Below are 22,682 nucleotides of genomic sequence, written 5' to 3'. Positions count from 1 at the left end.
CAGCCCGGTTCATCTCCATCACGGCCTAAGAGGCCGTTTATACTCATGCCCGCAAAAACTTTTCTTTGAAGCGCTACCAGATAGGTGTCTGTCACCCTATTTAAAGCTAGGCGGCTAGCCCGGAAAGCAGCAGTACTACCATCGCTAATACTTTGCGTAGCACTTGCAAAGTATTGAAAACCAAATTGCGGACCGACTGGGTGTTAAGGCCCATCACCTCTGCAATGCGCTCGTAGGCAAACCCATCGAAAAACTTCAGATACAGTGCTTCACGCTGACGCTTGGAAAGGCGGTTGAGGGCTGCTAGCAGCCGGGCCTGCTGCTCGGCGTCGCCCTGCTGAGCAATCAAAAACTCCTCGTGCGAGTAAGTGACCTCAAACGAATCGGAGTAGGCCGGTAGCAGGTAGCGGTGCTGCCGCAGCAGCTTGGTTTCGTCGCCTAGGTGCCGCCGCAGTGCTTTGAAGAGGTACGCCTTCACCACCTGCACGGCCCGCAGTCCCTCGCGCCGCCGCCACAGCTTCTGAAAGAGATTTTGGATGCAGTCCTTTACTAGTTCCTCGTCGCCGGTCAGCTTCAGCCCGTAGTGGTACAGCGCCTCGTAGTAGCCATCAAAGAGCGTGGCCAGCGCTCGGGCCTCACCTCCCCGAAAGGCCTCCCAAAGCTGGGCGCTGTGCTCGTCGGTTATCGGTTGCAAGGCAATGGCTACTGATTTTAGGGAGAGGTAAATGCCTTAGGCTGCGATGCTAGTATATCAGGAAAGAATAAGCTGGGGGCTAGAATAATAAAGACACCACAAGACTACGAGTTTTTATTGGAATAATGACATGCGTCAGTAGCGAGGCTGCAGCGTTATTGCGAAGATTCTAATTGCACGCACCTATGAGTAGCCAGTAAGTAAGCGGCAGATTAATAGTCTATTGCGGCGCGGTAGGGCATCTCACTTCGCAGTGTGGCTAAGCTGCTAGGCTAAACCTTTAGTTAAAAACAGCAGTCTTATCCTCCGCCTTGCTATTCTACTTTCAATGAAAAAAACAGCTTTACTCGCCGGGGCCACGGGCTTGGTTGGCAGCGCACTCTTGCCGCTGCTGCTTGCCTCGGAGCGCTATGCCAAAGTAATCGTGGTGGGTCGCCGGGCAGTAGCCGTGCAGCACCCCAAGCTCACGCAGGTAGTCACGGAGCTCAGCCAGCTCGAAGCCGAACGCCTGCGCCTCATTGCCGACGATGTATACTGCTGCCTAGGTACTACCATGCGGCAAGCGGGCTCCAAGGAGGCTTTTTTCGAAGTCGATTTTCTACACGTGGTAAAGCTGGCGGCCATTACGGCGGCCAATTTTGCGGCCCAGTTTCTGGTAGTGTCGGCGCTAGGGGCCGATACCGAGTCGCGTTTTTACTACAGCCAGGTAAAGGGCGAAATGGAAGCATCTGTGCGCCAAACGCCCTTTCGGGCCATCCACATTTTCAGGCCCTCGCTGCTGCTCGGCGAGCGAGCGGCCCCGCGGCTGGGCGAGCGCATTGGCGGCTGGCTGCTAGCCTTGGCGCGCCCCATACTGCGTGGCCGCTGGCAGAAGTACCGGCCCATCAAGGCCAAGGCAGTGGCCCAAGCCATGCTGCGCGCCGCCGAGGAGGATGGTGGCGGCACGCGGGTGCACGAACTGGGGGACGCCTAGCGGTGCCCTAGGGTCACTTTACTCATTAAAAAAAAAGCGCCCCCGACAGCCGTGGCTATCGGAGGCGCTTTGTGTTTCTGGCCTGCCTAGGTACCTAGGATGCTACCACCGGCGGCCGTAGCCGCGCCCGTGGCGGTAGTAGGGGCGAGGGGCGTAGTACACCCGCGGCCGGGGCGCGTAGTAGTAAGGCTGCGGATACACCACCACGGGCGGCGGCGGTGCCACTACTACCGGGGGCGCTACTGGCGGGTAGTAGTAGCGGGGCCCATAGTAAGGCCGCGGGGCGTAGTAGGGCCGGCCAATCTGGGCATTGATAACTACCTGGGCTGAAACCGCCCGTGTGCCGAGCACACCCAGGCTCAACAGCAAAGCAAAGAACAGAGGTTGAAAGCGCATGGGAGGGGACGCGCCGCAGCGCGCTAGGTTAAGAGTGAGAAACTTATAGAAGCAAGGTGAAAGGCTGCTGAAAACCAGCAAAAGCCGGGTGAACACTACCGACCTCCACGCCGGCCACCCCCCTGGAAGCCACCGGGGCCGCCGCGGAAACCGCCATTACCCCCGCGGAAACCACCTTCGCCCCGGTAGCCGCCCCGAAAGCGCGGGCCTGGGCGGTAGTAGGGGGCTGGCCGCACCCGCACGGGTGGGGCGTAGTAGCCGGGCCGGCCGTAGTAGCGCGGGCCGTAGCCGTAGCCATATCCCCCGCCGTACCCATAGGGGGAGCCTGTGCTGGCACCCACATACACGCCGGGTGTGCAGCTGCTGAGCAACAGGCCAAAGCTCAGTGCAAAAAACAAGGCAAACAAAGATTTGAGTCGCATAGCTGGAGCGCCGAAGCGCTTTAATTAGGTCTTACTAGATAGAAGAACACGAGTTAGATGCGAGTAAGGTCCCCGGGTTTAAAAGCCATTCGCCAAACGAGCGCAACGGCGCCTAAACCGCGTGGTAATCACAGGCAACTATCTAGGCTATTTACTAGAAAAAGCCGTGCCAAGTTTTAAGCAAAACGGGCACCGAATAGGGGAGGGTCAGTGCTGTTGTCTACCTCGAAAGCTGCTTTTTAGTAGTGCATTTTAAAGTAGAAAATCAAATCGAAAATAATTTATTAATCGTTGATAAACAGGTAGTTTAATTCATTGTAAAATTGCCCTAGAATGAATTTTGACGACCCGCTAGGCGTTGACAGTACAAGCAACAGTTACTTACCTATCGCCACTATGAAAAGCCCCGCCGAATACCTCGCTCCGCACGTATTTGAAGCCCGCCGCCCGCGCCGCGAGCTGCAGCCTGTAGTGGGCTACGCCGACGCGCTGCACGCCGTAGAGCAGGCCCTGGCCGATGCTGAGAAGTACAAGTATTTGCTCATGCGCGCCCTGCGCCGCCACGCCGATGAAGCAGCCGTTGCGGCTACGCCCGCTGCTCCCCAGCGCCCGCTCGAAACCACCGAAACGCCGGTGCTGCCCATGTACCCCACAGGCTTGCCACTGGCCGCCTAGGTCTAGGCTAAGTCTCCTTATCATACAAAAAGCCGCCGTTCGCATATGCGAACGGCGGCTTTTTGTTGGGCGACCTAGAGCGTGCCGAGGCTAGTAGTAGCGGTCGGGTAGCAAGTACTGCTGCACGTAATCCTGAATGCCAGCTTCGAGCGAGGTGAAGGGCAGGTCGTAGCCAATGCTACGTAGCTTGCTCATGTCGGCCTCGGTGAAGTACTGGTACTTGTCGCGAATATCCTCGGGCGTATCGCGGAAGCGCACGTCGGGCGTGGCACCTAGGGCTGCGAAGGTATTCAGGGTGAGGTCCATGAAGGTGCGGGCCTGGCCGCTGCCCAGATTGTAGATGCCCGACTGCGTGCGGTGGTTGAGCAGGAAGAAGCACACTTCGACCACGTCCTTCACGTACACAAAATCGCGCATTTGGCCGCCATCGATGTAGTTGGGGTTGTGCGAGCGGAACAAGGTCATGTTGCCGTACTGCCGAATCTGGTGAAAGGCGTGGAATATTACCGACGCCATGCGGCCCTTGTGGTATTCGTTGGGGCCGTACACGTTGAAGAACTTCAGGCCCGCCCAGAAGTAGGGCTTTTCGGTTTGCTGCACCGCCCAGTTGTCGAAGTCATTTTTCGACTCGCCGTAGGGGTTGAGCGGGCGCAGCTGGGGCAGCAGGGCGTCGTTGTCGGAGTAGCCGAGGGTGCCGTCGCCGTAGGTAGCGGCCGAGGAGGCGTACACCAGCGGCAGCTGGTAGCGCACGCAGGCCTGCCACATCTGCTTGCTGTAGTTGAGGTTAAGCAGGTCGAGTACGGCGTAGTCCTGCTCGGTGGTATCGGTGCGGGCCCCTAGGTGGAAGACGAACTCGACTTGCTCGTGGTGCTGGTCGAGCCAGTCGAAAAACTCCAGTCGGTCGACATACTCGCGCAGCTTCTTGCCCCGGATGTTAGGGAGCTTTTTCTCCACGGCAAAGTTGTCGACCACCACAATGTCATTGAAGTTGGCGGCGTTGAGGCGCGAGACTAAGCAGCTGGCAATAAAGCCGGCCGCACCGGTTACGACTATCATAGAAAAGCAAATTTGGCCCTAAAGGTAGCGCTGGCTGGCGGGCTGGGCTTGGCGCGGCCACTGCTTTTTGCACTAGCTAGCCCAAAAAGGGTGGCCGTGCTGCCGGGGGCAAGCATCGTATCTTTGCCGCCCCAAAAAGTGGCGCTGGAACTGACTGCCGGTGGGCAAGTAGCCCGCCTAGGTCCATCTTTCGCCTTCCTATTAATTTATGCTATACGTTAGTCGCCGCGAGCATTTTAATGCCGCCCACAAGCTCTATAACCCCGCCTGGACGCCCGAGCGCAACAAAGAGGTATTTGGTCCCTGCGCCAATGAAAACTGGCACGGCCACAACTACGAGATGATAGTGACTGTGAAGGGCCAGCCTGACCCCGACACTGGCTTCGTAGTGGACCTCAAAGTCCTCAGCGACCTCATCCGCACGCACATTACCGACCAGGTCGACCACAAAAACCTGAACCTCGACGTGCCCTTCCTGAAGGGCCAGCTAGCCAGCACCGAAAACCTGGCTGTGGCTTTCTGGCAGATTTTGGTGCGTGAGCTGCCCGCTATCACCGGGGCGCAACTGCACTGCATCAAGATTTACGAAACGCCCCGCAACGCGGTGGAATACTACGGCTAGCGTGCCTGTCCTGCTGGCGAAGGAAGCATCTTATCATGGTAGCTTTGGTCAGCAATTATTAACCCCGGCGGTGCAGGCGTGACAAGGTCTTTCGCTGCGCTCAGGATGACACTAAGAAGGTGAAATACTATCTGATAGCCGGCGAGCGCTCCGGCGACACGCACGCCGCCCACCTCTTGCACGAGCTGAAAAAGCAGGACGCTGCGGCCGACTTCCGCTACTGGGGCGGCGACCTGATGCAAGCCGAGGGCGGGCACCTCGTGCATCACTACCGCGAGCTCGCCGTGATGGGCTTTTGGGAAACGGCCACGAGCATTCTCAAATTTCGGGGCTATCTAAAAGAGTGCCAGCGCGATATTCTGGCCTACCAGCCCGACGTGCTGATTCTGGTCGATTACGGCGGGTTCAACCTGCGCATGGCCGACTGGGCTAAGGCGCACGGCGTGCAGGTGTATTACTATATCTCGCCCAAAATCTGGGCCTGGAATCAGAGCCGGGTCGAGAAAATCAAGGCGCACGTGGACCGGATGTTCGTCATCCTGCCGTTTGAGGAAGAGTTCTACCAACGCTTTGAGTACAAGGTCGATTATATCGGCAACCCCACCGCCGACCAGGTAGCCGACTTTGTGCCCAACCCCGGCTTTGAGGCGCAGCACGGCCTCGACCCTAAGAAGAAAATAATTGCGGTGCTACCCGGCTCGCGCAAGCAGGAAATCGAAGAAATGCTGCATGAGATGCTCGCCGTGCTGCCCGCGTTTCAGGAGTACCAGTTTGTGGTGGCCGGCGTGAGCAACCTCGACCGCGCGTACTACGCGCACTTCGAGCGTAACGGCATCAAGTTGGTATTCGACCAGGCGTTTGACCTCTTGAGCCGCGCCAGCGCCGCGCTCGTGACCAGCGGCACGGCTACGCTCGAAACCGCGCTGTTTGGCGTGCCGCAGGTGGTATGCTACCGCACCAGCGCCCTCACGTACCAGGTGAGCAAGGCGCTGATAAAAGTGCCGTACATCTCGCTGGTCAACCTCATTATGGGCCGCGAGGTGGTGCAGGAGTTCATTCAAAGCAAGTTCACCGCCCGCAACTTGCTTGACGAACTCAAGCGCCTGCTGACGGACCAAGACTACATAGCTCGCCAGAAAGCAGGCTACGCCGAATTGCGCACCAAGCTGGGCCAGCACAATGCCGCCCGCCAAACGGCTACCCTAATGGTGAAGTACTTGCGGGAAGGCAAGTAGCGCGGACTTTCAGTCCGCGAGTGCTGAGATATTACTGAAAAGCGTATTGGCCCACGGACGGAAAGTCCGCGCTACGGCGAACATTCGCTCCCATTCGTGGTTAAAAAAGCAATAACCTCGGTGAGCCGCAACGGCCCGCCGAGGTTATTTCGCTCATGACCTCGCCGCTTCAGCCCCCATCCGCCGCCAGCGCCACTCGCACTACCGTAGTGCGCGTAACCGGCGCGGCCACCACCCACGCCACCGACCTGCTGGCCGTGGAAGCGCCGCTGGAAATCAGCCTGCTGCACGGCCCCGCCGCCCAGCGCCAGACGCGCGCCCTGGCCGTGACCATGCGCACGCCTGGCCACGATGCCGAGCTGGTAGCGGGCTTTCTGCTAAGCGAAGGCATAATCAGCCAACCCGCTGATATACTACGCATCGAGCATCGCGCCGACCCTAGGAGGCCCGAGGAGCGCGGCAACGTAATCCAGGCCGAGCTGGCCCCCGGCGTGGCCGTAGAGCTAGACCGCCTAGAGCGGCATTTCTACACTACCTCCAGCTGCGGAGTGTGCGGCAAAACCAGCATTGCGGCGGTGCGCGCCACAGCCTGCCCGCTGCCGCCCGATTTAGACAGCCCTAGGGTGACTGCCGCCCTCCTCCACGCGCTACCCGAGCGGCAGCGGGCGGCTCAGGCGGTATTTGAACAAACGGGTGGGCTGCACGCCACGGCCCTGTTCTCGGCCGATGGCGAGTTGCAACTGCTGCGTGAGGATGTGGGCCGCCACAATGCCTTTGACAAAGTGGTGGGCGCATCGCTGCTGAGCGGGCAGTTTCCCCTAGGGCAGCACGTAGTGCTGCTGAGCGGCCGGGCCAGCTTCGAACTGGTGCAGAAGGCGGCGCTGGCGGGCGTGGCCATTCTGGCGGCGGTGGGCGCGCCGAGCAGCTTGGCCGTAGAAGCGGCCGACGAATTTGGCATCACACTGTTGGGCTTCGTGCGCAACGAGCGGTTTAATATCTACACCCACGAATCACGGATTAGCACGGATTGAATCGGATTTTGTAGAGGTTGTAAAGCACATTAGACGCGCCCAGAATTACCAATTCTCAGCCACGCTTGCTCGCGCGTATGGCCACTACGGCCTACCAGACACCGGCAAATGGCGTCCACAAAACCCGTGAAATCCGGTTTAATCAGAACTAATCCGTGATTTATGAAGCTTAGACTAGAAGAAAATTCCTTGCGCCTACGGGTGTCAGAGGCTGAGGTACAAGAGTTTGCTCACAGCGGGCGCGTGGCTTATACCATTGTATTTGGCCCCGGCGCCGACCAGACCTTGCATTATTCGCTGGAGAAACTGCCCGCTACGGCTTCTGCCGAGGCCGTGCAGGTGCGCTATGCCGCTGGAGCGCTAGCCGTAGAAGTGCCCGCCGCATTGGCGCAGGAATGGACCAATACCGAAAAAAATGGTTTTTCGGCCCAAATCGTTGTCGCTGAAGGGCGCGAATTACGTATCCTAGTAGAAAAAGACTTGGACTGCCGCCACTAAGCTGCGCAGTGCCGCTGGCGCGGCGGTCGCCAGTTGTCATTACTTTTAAAGTAAGTATCCCACCCGTTCATACCCGATAATATTATGGAAGAGTCGCCCACCAACGACCCCAGCAAGGCTGGCAAAAGCGAGCAGCAAGGCGCCGAGCAAAATGCCCCCAAAAGTGGCGAGCGCTCGGACCAAGGTGTAGCTCCCACCAACGACCACTATCGCCCCGACCCACAGGAGGACCGCGACGAGCGGCCTATCCCGGCCCCCGACGTGGCCGGTGCCAAGTACCACAACCCGGTGCTGGCCCAACCCACGGAGGAGTTTACCGGCCTCAAGCTCGAAAACCGCATGAAAATCGCGGCCGGTGTAGAGGCGGTGATGAAGTCGATGCAGTTTAGCTGGGGCGAAGCTGGCATGACGCGTGGTACCCACGGTCTGCTCAAAATGAACCAGAAAGACGGCTTCGACTGCTCTTCCTGCGCCTGGCCCGACCCCGACGACCACCGCTCGATAGCCGAGTTCTGCGAAAACGGCGCGAAGGCCACTGCCTCCGATGCCGATGACAAAGCCTGTGGCCCCGAGATATTTGCCAAGCATAGCCTGGCCGACCTCTCGCGAATGACCGACCGCGACCAAAACAACCTAGGGCGCCTCACGCACCCCATGGTGAAGCGCCCCGGCGGCACGCACTACGAGCCCATCGAGTGGCCCGAAGCCTTCGAGCTTATCGGCAAAGAACTGAACGCGCTGGATTCGCCTAATGAGGCGTCGTTCTACACCTCGGGCAAGGTGCCCAACGAGCCGGCATTCTTGTTTCAATTGTTTGCCAAGCAGTTCGGCACCAATAACTTACCCGACTGCTCGAACATGTGCCACGAGAGCAGCGGCGCGGCCCTCAGCCCAACCCTAGGGCTGGGCAAAGGCTCCGTTACGCTCAACGACATCTACGAGGCTGAGGTCATTCTCATTATTGGCCAAAACCCTGGTACCAACCACCCGCGCATGCTCTCGGCTTTGCAGAAAGCCAAGCGTAACGGTGCCAAGATTATCAGTGTCAATCCGCTGATTGAAGCGGGCTTGAATCACTTCAAAAACCCGCAGGATTTCATGAATCCGCTGCGTGCCCTAGGTGCGCTGATGGGCGATGGCACCCCTATCACCGACCTCTACCTACAAGTGCGGGTGGATGGCGACATGGGCCTGCTGCGCGGCATCATGAAGCATTTGTTTGAAGCCGAGGATATGAACCCCGGTCAGGTGGTAGACCACGCCTTTATCAAGGAGTTTACCACGGGCTTCGAGTCGTTTGAGCAGAACATCCGCAACACCAAGTGGGAGGATATTGAAGAGCTCAGCGGCATCAGCCGTGCTTTGCTGTTGGCAGCTGCCAATATGCTGGCTACCAAGCAGAAGATTATCACTTGCTGGGCCATGGGCGTGACGCAACAGCGCCAGGGTGTACAAACCATTCAGGAGATTGTCAACCTGCACCTTATGAAGGGCGCCATCGGCAAGCCCGGTGCGGGCACCTGCCCGGTGCGCGGCCACTCCAACGTGCAGGGCGACCGCACGATGGGCGTGTGGGAGCAGCCAACTAAGGTGTTCCAAGACGCCCTAGGTAAGGAATTTAACTTCCAGCCGCCCTACGAGCACGGCTACGACACGGTAGAAGCCATCAAGAAAATGTACCACGGCGAGCTGAAGGTTTTCTTCAGTCTAGGTGGCAACTTGCTGGCGGCTGGCCCCGATACAGAGGTGATTGCCGAGGGCATGCGCAAGCAGAACCTAACCGTATTTGTAGGTACTAAGCTCAATCGTGGGCACCTCACTACCGGCAAAACCAGCTTGCTGCTGCCGTGCTTCACGCACCTTGATATCGACATGCAAAAGTCTGGCCACCAGATGACAAGCTGCGAAAATTCGATGGGCGTGGTCAGCCAGAATAAGGGCGTGCTGGTGCCAGTAGCTGGCCAGATGATGAGCGAAGTCGCCATTTTGGCGGGTGTAGCCATTGCCACCCTAGGTCCCGACCGTACCAACGTGGCCGACTGGGTGGCTATGACTGAGAACTACGACGTGATTCGTGACCACATTTCGCGCGTTATTCCGGGCTTCGAGAAGTTCAATGAGCAACTGCGACAGCCCGGTGGCTTCTACCTGCCCAATGGCCCCCGCGAGCGCAAGTTCACGACCAAGAACGGCATGGCGAACTTCACCACCACCGAGCTGGAGAAGTACAGCTTAGAGCCCGGCCAGCTCATCCTGATGACCGTGCGCAGCCACGACCAGTTCAACACGACCATCTACGATTACAACGACCGTTACCGTGGCATTCACGGCGAGCGTCGCGTAATTTTCATGAATAAGGAAGATATCGCCGAGCGGGGCCTCAAGGCCAAGCAGCCAGTTGATATCACGAGCCACTTTGAGGGCCAGCAGCGCACAGTTGAAAGGTTCCTGGTTATTCCCTATGATATCCCGAAGGGCAACGTGTCGGCTTATTTCCCCGAAGCTAACCCGCTGGTTCCTATCTCGAGCGTAGCTAAGGTGAGCAACACACCTACTTCGAAATATGTGGTAGTAACCGTGGCTCCGGCCAAGGTCGAAAAGGCTCCGCAGACCCAAAAGCAGCGAGCCGAAGCAGTACCCGCCTAGGTGCGGCACTAGTATTTTGAAAAGCCTCTAGCCTCAAGCTAGGGGCTTTTTATTTCAATGTCAGGCTATGGAGCACTACAACTAGCGCACTGCGACAACGTACCTATAACAGATTAGCAAAATAATCCGTTTGCGAGCTTGCCTGCTTACACAACGCCTATACCTTGCACCAACATAGCGCTTTAGGCGCAAAATATTCACCACTCTCTCACCTTTCAAATTCCCTTATGCCCGATACTTCCGCTGGGCTGCTCGACCGCAGCCGTACTATTGCGCCACCTGGCTACAACCGCTGGCTAGTGCCGCCAGCCGCGCTGGCCATCCACTTGGCCATCGGGCAGGCTTACGCCTTTAGCGTGTTCAACAAGCCCCTAGGGTCGCTCATCAGCGGTGACCCGGCCCACCCCGCGCCTACCGACTGGACGCCCGGCCAGATTGGCTGGACGTTCTCCATCGCCATTGTGCTGCTGGGTTTGTCGGCTGCCATTTTTGGCAAGTGGCTCGAGCGCGTGGGGCCGCGCAAGGCCATGCTGGCCTCGGCGTTGTGCTTCGGGGGTGGATTCTTGATAGCCTCGCTGGGCGTGCATCTGCACAATATCTGGCTGGTGTATTTCGGCTACGGCTTCGTAGGCGGCATCGGGCTGGGCATCGGCTACATCTCGCCGGTGAGCACGCTCATCAAGTGGTTTCCTGACCGCAAGGGCGTGGCTACCGGTATGGCCATCATGGGCTTTGGGGGCGGCGCCATGATAGGCTCGCCGCTGGCCGTGGCGCTCATGAACCACTTCAAAGGCTCGGCCCCGCAGGGCGTGGCACCCACATTTATCGTGATGGGTATCATCTACTTGCTGTTCATGCAGTGGGGTGTATGGACTATTCGGGTGCCTGCTGATGATTGGAAGCCTGCCGGCTACGTGCCCAATGAGGAGCACAACACCATGATTACGACTGGCAACGTATCGGCCGACAACGCCATCAAAACGCCGCAATTTTGGCTGCTGTGGGTAGTGCTGCTTTGCAACGTAACTGCTGGTATCGGTGTGCTTGAAACCGCTTCGCCGCTCATTCAGTCCGTCATTTCCGGGACCGAGAAAGGGAAAGGTATGGATACCGTCGCGCTCGCCGCAGCCGGTGCTGGCTTTGTGGGTTTGCTCAGCCTATTCAATTTGCTGGGGCGCTTCTTCTGGTCGTCTGCTTCAGATAAATTGGGCCGTAAGCCTATCTACCTCATCTATTTCGGCCTGGGGGTTGTTCTTTATGCGCTCGCTCCAACGCTGGGCCTCAATGGGCAGCTCACGCTGTTTGTAGTAGTAGCCTGCGTGATTATCAGCATGTATGGCGGCGGCTTTTCTACCGCGCCGGCTTTCCTGTCCGACCTCTTTGGCAAGTATCAAGTAGGTGCCATCCACGGGCGCTTACTCACGGCCTGGAGCACGGCGGGCGTCCTAGGTCCACTCATTGTGCACAGTTTGTCGGAAGGCCGCAAGGCCGCTGGTTTCACCGGCGCCGCCGCTTACCAAACGGTGTTCTACACGATGGCAGGCCTGCTGGCCGTGGGCTTCCTTGCTGACCTGGCCGTGACGGCCGTCAACGAGAAATACCAGGAGAAAGGCCCGGTTACTATCGAAGCGGGCGGCCACTAGGCCGCTGCTTATCACCTTTTAAGCTTGACTAGCAATGAATCCGAAACCAAATTCTACTGCCCCCGCTACCGAAGAGTCGGCCGGTGGCTCAACTATTCTGGCATGGCTCTACGTAGGTATTCCGCTGGCGTGGGGCGTTTCGCAAACGTTCATTAAGGCGCTGGCGCTGTTTAAGTAAGCGCTTTGCAGCGAAAATAAAAGCCCCGGCGCTCGGTGTGAGCGTCGGGGCTTTTTGTTTTAAGGCAGTGGCCGTTAGTCTTGCCAGGGCCAGCGCCAACGGTAGGCGCGGGCCTTAGCCTGCGGCTTTTGAGTGGGCGTCTGACCTACCACTTGCACGTCCCAAATCAGACCTAGGGCGCGTAGGGTTGCAATCAAGTACCAGCCTAGGTCGAGCTCGTACCAGGCGGTGCTCATTTTGGCCGAACTGGGGTGCGCGTGGTGGTTATTGTGAAAGCCTTCGCCGAACGAAAGCGCACCCAGCACAAAGTTGTTGTAGCCATGCTCGGTGGCGTGGTCGATGTCGTAGCGGGCATAGCCGTATTTATGTGACACAAATCCCACAAACCAGTGCCCCAAGATGGTGACGCTGATGCGCAGGCACACGCATACTATCATAGTTTCAAAACCAAAAAAGCTCCAAATGAGAGCGGCTGCCCCCAGCACATGCCAGTACCAAGTGCGCTCTAGAAATTGTAGCCACGGGTCGTACAGGTCTTCGGATGGGATGGCGTAGCGGGACTCATCGGCAGGACGTAGGGCCAGGTGAAGGTTCCATCCGTAGTCGCGCCACATCGAGTGGTCGTAGCTGAAGTAGGCTGGGCAGTCGGGCCGGTTTTGCCAGTAGTCGCGGAAGTAATGAACCCGCACCCACGACAATGGCCCGCCTAGGCCCGAATGCACAAAGCAATACGCTAAAAACCCACGCATGAGCCGCGAGCAGCGGTACGAGCGGTGAATAACGCCGCGGTGCAACCCAATGGAGTGGCCCAGTCCCACTGTAAAGACCGTGAGCGCCACCGAAGCCAAGCTACGCGGCAGCGACAGCGACGACCAACCCCAGACCAGTGCCGGGATGAGCATCAGGTAGAGCCAGCTGGCTTTTAGCCAGCCAAACGCCAACCGGTCGCCTGGGGCAACGCTGGCGGTAGGATTAAATAGGGGCATAGTTGGCGTATGTGGAGATAAGAAGCTGACTAGTTAATTGAGTGTGCTAAGCACCATCAAATATACAGTTCAGCCTAACCCGCCTGATGCACCGTGTGCCAAGTAAATCAGAATATTAAGCTAAGAAAGCTGCTGGTTATCTGCCGCTGGTAAATGGGCAGCTACCCCCGATACGGCCACACCGGCCACGCTGTGCCCGTCGCAAAATGAGTAGCGTCGGGCGCAAGCTCCAGCAGCCCATCTGCCGCAAGCAGGCCAGCTAGGTCGCCCGAGCCGGCGGTGGGTGCGGGGTGCGCCAGCAGGCGGCCATCGGGCGCGCTTTCGAGCCGCACAGCCAGAAAATAGGTAAGCGCTGGCTTGAACTCCACGGCCTCGACCAACTCAGCAAAAACTAACGACCTAGAGGCCGCCTGCTGGCAGGCGCGCAGCCAGCCGCGCACGTAGCGGTAGTAGGCGGCGAACGTCGCCACCGGGTTGCCCGGTAGGGCAAACACTACCGCGCCGCCTGGCCGCTGCCCAAACCACAGCGGCTGCCCCGGTCGCTGCGCCACCCGGTGAAACAGCTCCGTAACGTCCGACTCGCGTAGCGCCTGCGGCAAAAAGTCGGCCTTACCCTTCGAGACACCGCCGCTCAGCAGCACGGCATCGTACTCGGCTAGCAGTGGCGGCAGGCTGGCTTTCAAGGTACCTAGGTCGTCGTCGAGGTGGAAAATGTCGCTCGTAGCCCCGTATAGTGTCAGAGCTGCTTGCAGCATGTAGGCGTTGGAGCGCCGAATCTGGTGGGGGAGGGGCGCGTCGGCTACGTCCACTATTTCGTCGCCGGTGCTCACTACCGCTACCTTAGGGCGCCGGGCCACGGCCAGCGTAGCCGCGCCTACGGTGGCGGCTACCGCTATATCGGCGGGGCTGAGGACCAGGCCGGGAGCTAAGAGCAGGGTGCCAGCCGTTTGGTCGCTGCCCTGCGCATGTACGTTGTGGCCCGGCCGGGGCGGGGCCACGCGCACGGTGGCCTGGCGGGTAGGGCTGTCCACGAAGTCCAGGTCCTCATAGCGAATAACCGTGTCGGTGCCGGGCGGCAGAGCCGCGCCGGTCATTATTTCAATGGCGGACTGCGGGTTATGCAATGACTCGGGTGCCGCGCCGGCTAGCTGCGTGCGCTCGATGGGAAAGGTAGTCTGGCCTTTTTCCAGCGCTGCGAAGCTGATGGCAATGCCGTCCATCGTCACGCGGTGGTAGGGCGGAAAATCGCGGTCGGCGGTTATTTCCTGGTGCAACACGCGGCCTACGGCGGTGGCCAGCGGCACGGTTTCGGGGGGCAGGGGCCGGGCGGTGGCGAGAATCTGCTGGTAAGCGTCGGCGACGGAAATCATGGGCGAAGTAGCGCGAACTTGGTAGTTCGCGTAGGAGGACAGACTGAATGCAATGCGGGCGTACTGCTCGCTTGCATACGCGAACTACAAAGTTCGCGCTACGCTGTTACAGCCTTATGACTCCTCTGACTCCGCCCCGTACCAAGCACGCCGACCTCGCCCGCCCTGACCTAGGCGATTTTGCCCGCCACGAGCTAGCCTTCCTAGGCGCGCCCTGCGGCGATATTCAGCGGCTCGCCGCTAGCCTCACGGCCGCGCTGGCCCCCGCCGGGCACCGCGTGGGCTACGTCGATGCCGACCACGCCAGCGGCGACGCCGACGAAGCCCAGGCCTTGAGCCCGCTACTGCAAGCCGGCGCGGCCGTGGAAGTGACCGACAAAATCCACTTCCGCCGCCGCGACGAGCGCCGCGCGTTCGACCGCTTCTCGCAGCCCGACCTGCTGGCCGGCACTAGTCTCGTGCTGGTAAACGGCAATCACTTCCGCGCCCGCCATCAAATCGTGCTCATCGACCCGCGCAAAACCCTTGCGCACAAGCTCGATAAGCTGACTGACGTACAAGCCTTCGTGTTCGCTGAAGGCGTAACCCAGCTGCCTGACTACCTACAAGCGCACCTGCCGCACCACGCGCAGCTGCCACAGTTCGCGCTGGCCGATGTGGCCGGCCTGGCCGCCTGGGTGCAGCAGTGGCTAGGGCGCCGCCAGGCCCCCCTACGCGGCCTGGTGCTGGCCGGCGGCCTTAGCCAGCGTATGCAAACCGACAAGGGCCGCCTCCGCTATGGCCCCGATGGCCGCGAGCAGCGAGAAGTAGCCGCCGCCCTGCTAGCTGAAGTTTGCCAGGATATCTTCGTGTCGTGCCGCGCCGAGCAAGCGGCCGAGCTACCCGCTGGCCTTCAGCCCTTGCCCGATACTTTCCTAGGCCTAGGGCCGCTGGGCGGCATTTTGTCGGCCTTCCGCCACGACCCCAACGCCGCTTGGCTGGTGCTGGCCTGCGACCTGCCTTTCCTGACCGCCGATGTACTGCGCCAACTCGTGGCCGGTCGCCAAACTGCCCGCCTGGCCACCGCCTTCCAGAGCCCCGGCAGCGACTTTCCCGAGCCGCTCATCACCATTTTTGAGCCTAGGGCTTACCCCGAGCTGTTGCGTTTTTTGGGCCTAGGGTATTCGTGTCCGCGCAAAATGCTCATCAACAGCGATGTAGAAGTATTGCCCACGCCTGGCAGCGATGCGTTACGCAACGTGAATACGCCCGCCGAGCGCGAGGCGGCGCAGCGGGAGCTGGCGGGCTAGTATGACTTCTTGCAATTGCCCGCCGCTCGTGTGACCCCACCCCCGGCCCCTCCCCTCCGGGAGAGGGGAGCCTGACGACTGGTCACGTTCGCTTACACTTGCTTTCAGTCGGCTCCCCTCTCCCGGAGGGGAGGGGCCGGGGGTGGGGTCACACGAGCGGCGAGTAATAAAAAAGGCCCGCCGAAGCGAGCCCTTTTTAGTAATAACCACATAAATCTACGCAGCGCGCATCAGCCGCAGCGGCGACTTCTCGAACTTGCCCCGCGCGTAGCTCTCGGTAATCATCAATTCGTGTGTGCCGACCTCTGAGGGCATCTCAAACATGGCATCGGTCATGATGCTTTCGCAGATAGAGCGCAGGCCACGGGCACCTAGGCGGTACTCGTCGGCTTTCTCTACGATGTACTCCAGTGCCTCTTCGGTGAAGCCCAGGGCGATGTTCTCCATGCCAAACAAGCGCTGGTACTGGCGCACGAGCGAGTTTTTAGGCTCGGTCAAAATCATGCGTAGCGTGCTCTTGTCAAGCGGGTTGAGGTGCGTGAGCACGGGCAGGCGGCCAATGAGCTCGGGGATGAGGCCGAAGCTCTTGATGTCCTGGGCCGTGATGTAGCGCAGGAAATTCTGCGTGTCTACGCTCTCGTCCAGGTTGGTTTTGGCGAAGCCCATCGGCTTGGTGTTCAGGCGGCTCTTGATGATGCGGTCGATGCCCGAGAAGGCACCGCCGCAGATGAAGAGGATGTTTTCGGTGTTCACCGCCACCATTTTCTGGTCGGGGTGCTTGCGGCCGCCCTGCGGGGGCACGTTTACGTGGGTGCCTTCGAGCAGCTTGAGCAGCGCCTGCTGCACACCCTCGCCGCTCACGTCGCGTGTGATGCTAGGGTTGTCGCTCTTGCGGGCGATTTTGTCAATCTCGTCGATGTAGACGATGCCGCGCTCGGCCGCCTCCACGTTGTAGTCGGCGGCTTGCAGCAGGCGCGTCAAAATGCTCTCCACGTCTTCGCCCACGTAGCCGGCCTCGGTCAGCACAGTGGCATCGGCAATGCAGAAGGGCACTTGCAGAATCTTGGCCAGCATGCGCGCCAGGAAGGTTTTGCCAGTACCGGTTTCGCCCACCATGATGATGTTCGACTTCTCAATCACTACCTCGTCCTGGCCCGCAGCGGGCTTCTGCATCAGGCGCTTGTAGTGGTTGTATACGGCCACGCTCATCACACGTTTGGCCTCGTCCTGGCCCACCACGTACTGGTCGAGGTGCTGCTTTATTTCGCGGGGCTTGATGAGGTTAAACTTGGGCTGGCGGGCCTCGGCTTGCAGCTTGGTTTCTTCGGACAGAATGTGCTGGGCCTGCGCCACGCACTTCTCGCAGATGTGGGCATTGATGCCCGAAATCATCACCGCGACGTCGCGCTTGGGCTTATTGCAAAAAGAGCAGGCTATTTCTGGCATCGGGCAACTTATATAAACTTGGGTAGCAAAAGCAGATTTCGGCGAAACGGGTTCAAAGATACGCCACGCAGCAGGGCAATGATGACGCAAAACGCGCCCGCGTTGCAAGCCACACCGATAATCTAACCGTTCAGGATTAAGCTAAAGCGCCACCGGTAAGCGAATGTTTCCAGGTATAAGCTGCGTCTGTGGGCTGTTGCGTGGACTTTACAGTCCTTGTTCAGCTGTGTGAAGTCGCGAACTATCTAGTCCGCGCAGCGCTTCACCCCCGCCAGCACTAGGATAAACTCAGCCTTAACGGTAAGTTAATCTTTGAAAAATATAACGCCAACAGCCTAGCCCGACCTTTGTCCCGCACAAAGCCACTTGCTTGCTGGCGATTAATGCCCTACGGTTCTTCTCTGATTCTCCCCCTCGCGCTGACCTAGGCACTGGCCGGTCAGCGGCCCACGCTACTGCGGGTATTTGGCTACCTGCCCTCCTTGGGGCAACGGGTGCGCTTGTGCCTAAAAATCAACGGTTGGGCTCGAGTTCTTGCTGCCTTATCTCACTCTTTTATAGTTCGCCTTGACTGCATCCCTACCTCTGCGCCGCCGATTACTTAACGCGCCCGCTGGCCCCGTGGCCCTGGCGGCCCTAGGGCTGAGCGCGGCCACTCTGGTGCCCACGGCGGCGCTGGCGGCGCTGCCTGCTTCCTCCTCTACCCTAGGGGCTCTGGTGGCCGCCGGCCAGCCCGTTTCGGGTACCGTGCGCGACGCGGCTGGCCAGCCCATGCCGGGCGTGACGGTGGTGCTCAAAGGTACCAGCATCGGCACCGCTACCAATGCGGAAGGCCAGTTTACGCTTGACGCGCCAGCCGGTAAGCCCGTGGTGTTGATGTTGTCCTACGTAGGCTACGCCAGCCAGGAAGTGGCGTATAACGGCGAGGCCGGCCTAACCATTACCCTGAAGGAAGCGCCCCAGGGACTAAATGACGTAGTAGTTATTGGCTACGGCACGGCCAAGCGCGACAACCTGACTACGGCCATTGCCTCGCTGCCCAACGCCGAGAAGCAGGCCAGCCGCCCCATCACTAACGTGCAGGACATGCTGCAAGGCAACCTGGCCGGCGTGACGGTGCAGCAGAACTCCGGCGACCCCACGGCCACGGCTAGCGTCGTCATTCGCGGCGGGGGCTCGGTAAATGCCGAGCCCCCGCTCTACGTGGTCGATGGTATGCCCTACTACGGCGGGCCGCTGAATCCCAACGATATCGCCAGCATCACGGTGCTGAAAGACGCCGCCGCGGCCGCCATCTACGGCGCGCAGGCCGCTTCGGGCGTGATTGTAATAACGACCAAGGCTGGCCGCGAGGGCGCGCCGCGCGTCACCATCGACACCTACCAGGGCTGGCAGTCGGCCTACAAGCTGCCGCAGGCCCTGACTGCCCCCCAGCAGGCCGCCGCCTATAACCAAGCCGCCGACAATGACGGCCGCGCCCGCCTCGACGCCCACGACGCCACCAAAAACCCCTGGGGCCAAACCACGCGCACCAACTGGATAGACGAGATTTTCCGCACCGGTAGCATTTATAACCTGAATGCCAGCGTGAGCGGCGGCAGTGGCACTGGCCACTACCTAGCCTCGTTTGGCTACCACGACCGCGAGGGCCTGCTCATTGGCACCAAACTCAAGCGCTATACACTGCGCCTCAAGTCGGACTACGACCTAGGAAGTAAGGTGACGGTGGGCCAAAACGTGTACATCAACCAGACCAGCGGCCAGGGTGCCAACACGTCCAGCTCGTACTCGGGGGCCATTATCAACGCCCTTTACATGCCCTCGGCCGCGCCGGTGTATAACGCGGACGGTACGTTTGGCGGCGTCACGCCGATGTCACCTGCCCCAGCGTTTCAGTTTGCCGGCGCCTACGGCGACGTGTACAACCCGGTGGCGTTGCTCTTGCGCCCCACCATCACTAGCCCCAGCCTCAATCTCAACGGCATCGGCTACCTCGAGTACCGGCCGCTAGATGGCCTGCGCGTGCGCAGCAGCTTCAGCATCGATTTGCTGCGCAACGACTACAAGCGCTTCGACCCCCGCATCCCGGAGCCGGGCCGCTCCAATACCATGAACTACTTGAGCCAGAGCGAGGAAAGCCGGAACAAGTGGATTTGGGACAACCAGGTAGGCTACGTCAAGAACTTCGGCAAGCACGTACTCGACCTCACGGCCGTATACTCGGCCCAGCGCACCAACTACGAGTACTGGGGCGTGCAGGTGCAGAACTTCGACCGCGAAGACAGCTGGTACCAGTACCTAGGCAACGCCAAGGAAGCCGTGGTGCGCCCCAGCAGCAGCGTGTACCAAGATGCTCTGACTTCGGCCATCGGCCGCCTCACCTACAGCTACGACGACCGCTACTTCGTGAGCGGCAGCCTGCGCCGCGACCGCACCTCGCGCCTCGCCACTCATAACGCCGACTTCTTCCCGGCCATCTCGGGGGCGTGGAAGCTCTCGTCGGAGTCGTTTATCGGCAACCGCGTGTTTCAGACCCTAAAATTGCGCGCTTCATGGGGCCAGATTGGTAATATTCAGTCGGTTGACTACTACGCCTACAACGTGCCGCTGGTGGTGGGGCAGTCCTACCTAGGGTCTAATCCGAACTACACCAACGGCTACTACCTCAACAAGCAGTCGAACCCCAGCCTGAAATGGGAGCGCTCGGAAACCTTCGATGCTGGCCTCGACATGAGCGTGCTCAACGACCGCCTCACCTTCACGGTCGATTATTTCCAGAAATACACCCGCGGCCTCATCCTGCCGGTGGCCCCCAACCCCAGCAGCGGGGTAGGGGAGGGCCCGACTTCCAACGTGGGCACCGTGCTCAACAAAGGTCTGGAGCTGAGCCTGGGCTACAACGGCCAGGTGGGCGAGTTTAAGTACCAGGCCAATGGCAACCTGACGCTGCTGAAAAACGAGGTGAAAGACCTCGACGGCTACGGCAGCCCCTTCATCGCCCACGGCGAAAACGTGCGCTCGCAGCTCTACCCCTTCCGCTCGACGGTGGGCCAGCCGCTCTACGCCTACTACCTCATCCAGACCGACGGTATTTTCAAGAGCGCCCAGGACATCGCCGCCTACAAAACGGCCGACGGCAACCAGATTCAGCCCAACGCCAAGCCCGGCGACCTGAAGTTTAAAGACGCCAACGGCGATGGTAAAATCGACGACAACGACCGCGTGTACATGGGCAACGCCATGCCCAAACGCACCTACGGCCTCACCCTCAGCGGCCAGTGGAAGGGCTTCGATATCAGCATGCTGTGGCAGGGCGTGAGCGGTGTGAATCTCTTTAACGCCTACAAGTTCTCGACTTACAACGCCGGCCTGCAAGGCTACAACCTCGATAGCCGCGTGCTCGGCGCCTGGACCCCCGACAACCCCGACGCCACCGTTCCGCGCCTCTCGCTCAACGACTCAAATAAGAACTTCAGCCAGCCCTCTGACTGGTTTCTGGAAGATGGCTCGTACCTGCGCCTCAAAAACCTGATGGTGGGCTACACGCTGCCCGCCGGCCTCACCAGCCGCATCCGCAACGGCGCCAGCCTGCGCCTCTACATGACGGTCGAGAACCTATTCACCATCACCAAATACACTGGCATGGACCCTGAGGTGGGCAATCGCGGCTTGGACCAGGGCGCGTACCCGGTGCCCCGCACGCTCACGGTGGGCCTGAATATGGGCATCTGATGTTGCGCGGACTTTGTAGTCCGCGTCCGCTAGCGAACAGCCAGACGGAAGCGGGGAATAAAGTCCGCACGACTCTGCCCGGATATACGCGGACTACAAAGTCCGCACAACACCTTCTTAATTATCTACTCTCTATGAAATTCTCCGCCTATATCTGCGCCACCCTACTCCTAGGTACCGCCACTGGCTGCAAAGACCAGTTCACCGACCTCACGCCCCAGGGCACGGTCACGTATGCCAATTTCTGGCAGAGCGAGGCCGATGCCGTGGCAGCCTCCACGGCCCTGTATGGCTATATGAACAACGATGACATGTTCGGCCGGGGCTTCTTCTGGCTCATCAACGCCTCCGACGACATGGTGACTGGCCGCACCCGCGCCACCGCCGCTAACACCCGCAATTTCACGGCCACCGGCTCAGAGGGCGACATCAATAAGATGTACGGCTACTCGTATCGCGTCATCCGCCGCTGCAACGAGGTGCTGAAGAACGTGCCTGGCATGAACATCAGCAGCAGCCTCAAGAATCGTATTTTGGGCGAGGCGTACTTTATGCGCGGGTTCAGCTACTTCCACATCGCCACCCGCTATGGCGACCAGCGCGCCGGCGTGCCCATTGTGACCGAGGCCAACATGGACCAGGCGCTGTTTCCGCGCCCCGCCAGCGTCATCGAGAATTACCAGCTGATGGAGCAGGACTTCAAGAAAGCCGCCGACCTACTGCCCCTCGTAACTACCTACCAGGGCACCGACCTGGGCCGCGCCCACAAAGACGCCGCCTTGGCCTACCTCACCAAAACCTACGCCTACTGGGCGCAGTACGACAATACGAAGTGGGCCGCCGCCGAAGCCGCCGCCGATGCCGTGGCCAACTCTGGCTCGGGCCGCGGGCTCATTAACACCGGCCAGCCCAGTAAAGACTTCCACAATGTATTCACCATCAGCAATAACTGGTCGAAGGAATACATCTGGTCGGTAGTATCGGGTAAGCAAGATGGCAGCATTCTGCCCGGCGTGCTGCTCGAAAACAAAGGCTGGGGCCAGTACAACGGCTGGGGCTACTTCCACCCCACGCTGGAGCTGTACCAGGCCTTCGAAACCGGCGACCCACGCCGCGACGCCACCGTGATGACCTTCGGCGACACCTTTCAGTACCTGGGCCAAACGCGCCGCTACGCTTCCAGCAACTCGCTCACGGGCTTCCAGTTCAGCAAGTACATGGACCCCTTCACCACCCCCGTCAGCGACCATGTTAACGCCAACGGTGACAAGCCCACCACCGACCTCAACGTGCCCCTCATGCGCTATGCCGAGGTGCTGCTGCTGAAAGCCGAAGCCCAAATTCGCCAGGGCAAAAGCGGCGACGCGGCCCTCAACGCCGTGCGCCAGCGCGCCGGCCTGGCCCCCAAAACCGGCGCTACCCTCGCCGACCTCAAGCAGGAGCGCCGAGTAGAGCTAGCCGGCGAGTTTGCCGACCGCCACGCCGACCTCGTGCGCTGGGGTGATGCCCAGGCCACCTATGCCCGCCCCCAAACCGGCCGCGACTACGCCAATAAAACCGACCCCAACTCGACCTTCACGGTTGTGACGGTATGGCCGGCGCGCACTTTTAACCCCGCTATTCACAACGTGTGGCCCATCCCGCCGAACGACGTGGTGAACTCGCAGATTCAGCAGAACCAAGGCTGGTAGTAGACAACTTTAAGACGTGCCCATGTGGGCGCCTCACCCCTAGCCCCTCTCCAAAGAGAGGGCTAGGGGTGAGGCGCCCACATTAGGCGAGTAACTAAA

The 22,682-nt window shown here is 59.9% G+C and carries 19 protein-coding genes; 12 read left to right on the top strand and 7 right to left on the bottom strand.

The features are described 5' to 3' along the window. Nucleotides 1-106 precede the first annotated feature (106 nt). The gene (locus tag JAO77_RS16510; protein ID WP_198991503.1) at nucleotides 107-694 is read right to left on the bottom strand and encodes an RNA polymerase sigma factor; all 588 of its coding nucleotides are present in this window, start codon (nucleotides 692-694) and stop codon (nucleotides 107-109) included. 328 nt (nucleotides 695-1,022) lie between these two features. Here JAO77_RS16510 and JAO77_RS16505 point away from each other — a divergent pair, with 328 nt between their 5' ends. Further along, nucleotides 1,023-1,667: an NAD-dependent epimerase/dehydratase family protein gene (locus JAO77_RS16505; protein WP_198991502.1), complete on the top strand. Its 645-nt coding sequence runs from the start codon at nucleotides 1,023-1,025 to the stop codon at nucleotides 1,665-1,667. A gap of 102 nt (nucleotides 1,668-1,769) precedes the next feature. Here JAO77_RS16505 and JAO77_RS16500 read toward each other — a convergent pair whose 3' ends face one another. Together JAO77_RS16500 and JAO77_RS16495 are read right to left on the bottom strand one after the other, a co-directional pair. After that, nucleotides 1,770-2,063 (bottom strand): hypothetical protein, encoded by a 294-nt coding sequence (locus JAO77_RS16500; protein ID WP_198991501.1) that lies wholly within the window; start codon nucleotides 2,061-2,063, stop codon nucleotides 1,770-1,772. Between the two features lie 95 nt (nucleotides 2,064-2,158). Next, nucleotides 2,159-2,485, bottom strand: coding sequence for a hypothetical protein (locus JAO77_RS16495; protein ID WP_198991499.1), 327 nt, complete (start codon nucleotides 2,483-2,485; stop codon nucleotides 2,159-2,161). Between the two features lie 396 nt (nucleotides 2,486-2,881). Here JAO77_RS16495 and JAO77_RS16490 point away from each other — a divergent pair, with 396 nt between their 5' ends. Beyond that, entirely contained in the window at nucleotides 2,882-3,160 is a 279-nt protein-coding gene (locus JAO77_RS16490) for a hypothetical protein (RefSeq protein WP_198991497.1), read from the top strand. A gap of 90 nt (nucleotides 3,161-3,250) precedes the next feature. Here JAO77_RS16490 and rfaD read toward each other — a convergent pair whose 3' ends face one another. Then, complete coding sequence (gene rfaD / locus JAO77_RS16485; RefSeq protein WP_198991495.1) at nucleotides 3,251-4,216, bottom strand: ADP-glyceromanno-heptose 6-epimerase; 966 nt, start codon at nucleotides 4,214-4,216, stop codon at nucleotides 3,251-3,253. A gap of 208 nt (nucleotides 4,217-4,424) precedes the next feature. Here rfaD and JAO77_RS16480 point away from each other — a divergent pair, with 208 nt between their 5' ends. The 7 genes from JAO77_RS16480 (at nucleotide 4,425) to JAO77_RS16450 (ending at nucleotide 12,069) form a co-directional block, all read left to right on the top strand. After that, complete coding sequence (locus JAO77_RS16480) at nucleotides 4,425-4,838, top strand: 6-pyruvoyl trahydropterin synthase family protein (RefSeq protein WP_198991493.1); 414 nt, start codon at nucleotides 4,425-4,427, stop codon at nucleotides 4,836-4,838. Between the two features lie 119 nt (nucleotides 4,839-4,957). After that, on the top strand, nucleotides 4,958-6,073 hold the full coding sequence (lpxB, locus tag JAO77_RS16475; protein WP_198991492.1) for a lipid-A-disaccharide synthase: 1,116 nt from the start codon (nucleotides 4,958-4,960) through the stop codon (nucleotides 6,071-6,073). A gap of 155 nt (nucleotides 6,074-6,228) precedes the next feature. After that, on the top strand, nucleotides 6,229-7,104 hold the full coding sequence (fdhD, locus tag JAO77_RS16470; protein WP_198991490.1) for a formate dehydrogenase accessory sulfurtransferase FdhD: 876 nt from the start codon (nucleotides 6,229-6,231) through the stop codon (nucleotides 7,102-7,104). A gap of 162 nt (nucleotides 7,105-7,266) precedes the next feature. Continuing rightward, the gene (locus JAO77_RS16465; RefSeq protein WP_198991488.1) at nucleotides 7,267-7,602 is read left to right on the top strand and encodes a DUF7009 family protein; all 336 of its coding nucleotides are present in this window, start codon (nucleotides 7,267-7,269) and stop codon (nucleotides 7,600-7,602) included. A gap of 84 nt (nucleotides 7,603-7,686) precedes the next feature. Continuing rightward, nucleotides 7,687-10,248 (top strand): FdhF/YdeP family oxidoreductase, encoded by a 2,562-nt coding sequence (locus JAO77_RS16460; protein WP_198991487.1) that lies wholly within the window; start codon nucleotides 7,687-7,689, stop codon nucleotides 10,246-10,248. A 227-nt stretch (nucleotides 10,249-10,475) separates the two neighbouring features. Next, the gene (locus tag JAO77_RS16455; RefSeq protein WP_198991486.1) at nucleotides 10,476-11,891 is read left to right on the top strand and encodes an L-lactate MFS transporter; all 1,416 of its coding nucleotides are present in this window, start codon (nucleotides 10,476-10,478) and stop codon (nucleotides 11,889-11,891) included. A gap of 34 nt (nucleotides 11,892-11,925) precedes the next feature. Next, nucleotides 11,926-12,069 (top strand): MFS transporter small subunit, encoded by a 144-nt coding sequence (locus JAO77_RS16450; RefSeq protein WP_198991485.1) that lies wholly within the window; start codon nucleotides 11,926-11,928, stop codon nucleotides 12,067-12,069. A gap of 74 nt (nucleotides 12,070-12,143) precedes the next feature. On the opposite strand, the gene JAO77_RS16445 is transcribed toward JAO77_RS16450, so the two are convergent. Both JAO77_RS16445 and JAO77_RS16440 read right to left on the bottom strand, forming a co-directional pair. Beyond that, nucleotides 12,144-13,055, bottom strand: a complete 912-nt coding sequence (locus JAO77_RS16445; protein WP_198991484.1) for a fatty acid desaturase — start codon at nucleotides 13,053-13,055, stop codon at nucleotides 12,144-12,146. A 161-nt stretch (nucleotides 13,056-13,216) separates the two neighbouring features. Beyond that, entirely contained in the window at nucleotides 13,217-14,425 is a 1,209-nt protein-coding gene (locus JAO77_RS16440) for a molybdopterin molybdotransferase MoeA (protein WP_198991483.1), read from the bottom strand. Between the two features lie 116 nt (nucleotides 14,426-14,541). On the opposite strand from JAO77_RS16440, the gene JAO77_RS16435 reads away from it, so the two are divergent. Next, nucleotides 14,542-15,714: an NTP transferase domain-containing protein gene (locus tag JAO77_RS16435; protein ID WP_198991482.1), complete on the top strand. Its 1,173-nt coding sequence runs from the start codon at nucleotides 14,542-14,544 to the stop codon at nucleotides 15,712-15,714. 216 nt (nucleotides 15,715-15,930) lie between these two features. Here JAO77_RS16435 and clpX read toward each other — a convergent pair whose 3' ends face one another. Beyond that, nucleotides 15,931-17,160 carry an ATP-dependent Clp protease ATP-binding subunit ClpX gene (gene clpX / locus JAO77_RS16430; RefSeq protein ID WP_198991481.1) on the bottom strand — a complete coding sequence of 410 codons (1,230 nt, stop codon included), beginning with the start codon at nucleotides 17,158-17,160 and terminating at the stop codon, nucleotides 15,931-15,933. A gap of 567 nt (nucleotides 17,161-17,727) precedes the next feature. On the opposite strand from clpX, the gene JAO77_RS16425 reads away from it, so the two are divergent. Next, entirely contained in the window at nucleotides 17,728-20,892 is a 3,165-nt protein-coding gene (locus JAO77_RS16425; protein ID WP_198991480.1) for a SusC/RagA family TonB-linked outer membrane protein, read from the top strand. A 134-nt stretch (nucleotides 20,893-21,026) separates the two neighbouring features. Then, nucleotides 21,027-22,583: a RagB/SusD family nutrient uptake outer membrane protein gene (locus JAO77_RS16420; protein WP_198991479.1), complete on the top strand. Its 1,557-nt coding sequence runs from the start codon at nucleotides 21,027-21,029 to the stop codon at nucleotides 22,581-22,583. Nucleotides 22,584-22,682: the final 99 nt, after the last annotated feature.

The organism is Hymenobacter sp. BT559, assembly GCF_016427535.1.
Taxonomy (GTDB): domain Bacteria; phylum Bacteroidota; class Bacteroidia; order Cytophagales; family Hymenobacteraceae; genus Hymenobacter.
Note: the sequence above shows the minus strand (reverse complement) of the source record. Positions and strands in the feature narration are given on the sequence as shown.

Excerpts from the sequence above, each read along its gene's own strand:
- JAO77_RS16505 (WP_198991502.1), top strand. The coding sequence starts at position 1,023 with ATGAAAAAAACAGCTTTACTCGCCGGGGCCACGGGCTTGGTTGGCAGC.
- JAO77_RS16500 (WP_198991501.1), bottom strand. The coding sequence starts at position 2,063 with ATGCGCTTTCAACCTCTGTTCTTTGCTTTGCTGTTGAGCCTGGGTGTG.
- JAO77_RS16495 (WP_198991499.1), bottom strand. The coding sequence starts at position 2,485 with ATGCGACTCAAATCTTTGTTTGCCTTGTTTTTTGCACTGAGCTTTGGC.
- JAO77_RS16490 (WP_198991497.1), top strand. The coding sequence starts at position 2,882 with ATGAAAAGCCCCGCCGAATACCTCGCTCCGCACGTATTTGAAGCCCGC.
- rfaD (WP_198991495.1), bottom strand. The coding sequence starts at position 4,216 with ATGATAGTCGTAACCGGTGCGGCCGGCTTTATTGCCAGCTGCTTAGTC.
- JAO77_RS16480 (WP_198991493.1), top strand. The coding sequence starts at position 4,425 with ATGCTATACGTTAGTCGCCGCGAGCATTTTAATGCCGCCCACAAGCTC.
- fdhD (WP_198991490.1), top strand. The coding sequence starts at position 6,229 with ATGACCTCGCCGCTTCAGCCCCCATCCGCCGCCAGCGCCACTCGCACT.
- JAO77_RS16465 (WP_198991488.1), top strand. The coding sequence starts at position 7,267 with ATGAAGCTTAGACTAGAAGAAAATTCCTTGCGCCTACGGGTGTCAGAG.
- JAO77_RS16460 (WP_198991487.1), top strand. The coding sequence starts at position 7,687 with ATGGAAGAGTCGCCCACCAACGACCCCAGCAAGGCTGGCAAAAGCGAG.
- JAO77_RS16455 (WP_198991486.1), top strand. The coding sequence starts at position 10,476 with ATGCCCGATACTTCCGCTGGGCTGCTCGACCGCAGCCGTACTATTGCG.
- JAO77_RS16450 (WP_198991485.1), top strand. The coding sequence starts at position 11,926 with ATGAATCCGAAACCAAATTCTACTGCCCCCGCTACCGAAGAGTCGGCC.
- JAO77_RS16445 (WP_198991484.1), bottom strand. The coding sequence starts at position 13,055 with ATGCCCCTATTTAATCCTACCGCCAGCGTTGCCCCAGGCGACCGGTTG.
- JAO77_RS16440 (WP_198991483.1), bottom strand. The coding sequence starts at position 14,425 with ATGATTTCCGTCGCCGACGCTTACCAGCAGATTCTCGCCACCGCCCGG.
- JAO77_RS16435 (WP_198991482.1), top strand. The coding sequence starts at position 14,542 with ATGACTCCTCTGACTCCGCCCCGTACCAAGCACGCCGACCTCGCCCGC.
- clpX (WP_198991481.1), bottom strand. The coding sequence starts at position 17,160 with ATGCCAGAAATAGCCTGCTCTTTTTGCAATAAGCCCAAGCGCGACGTC.
- JAO77_RS16420 (WP_198991479.1), top strand. The coding sequence starts at position 21,027 with ATGAAATTCTCCGCCTATATCTGCGCCACCCTACTCCTAGGTACCGCC.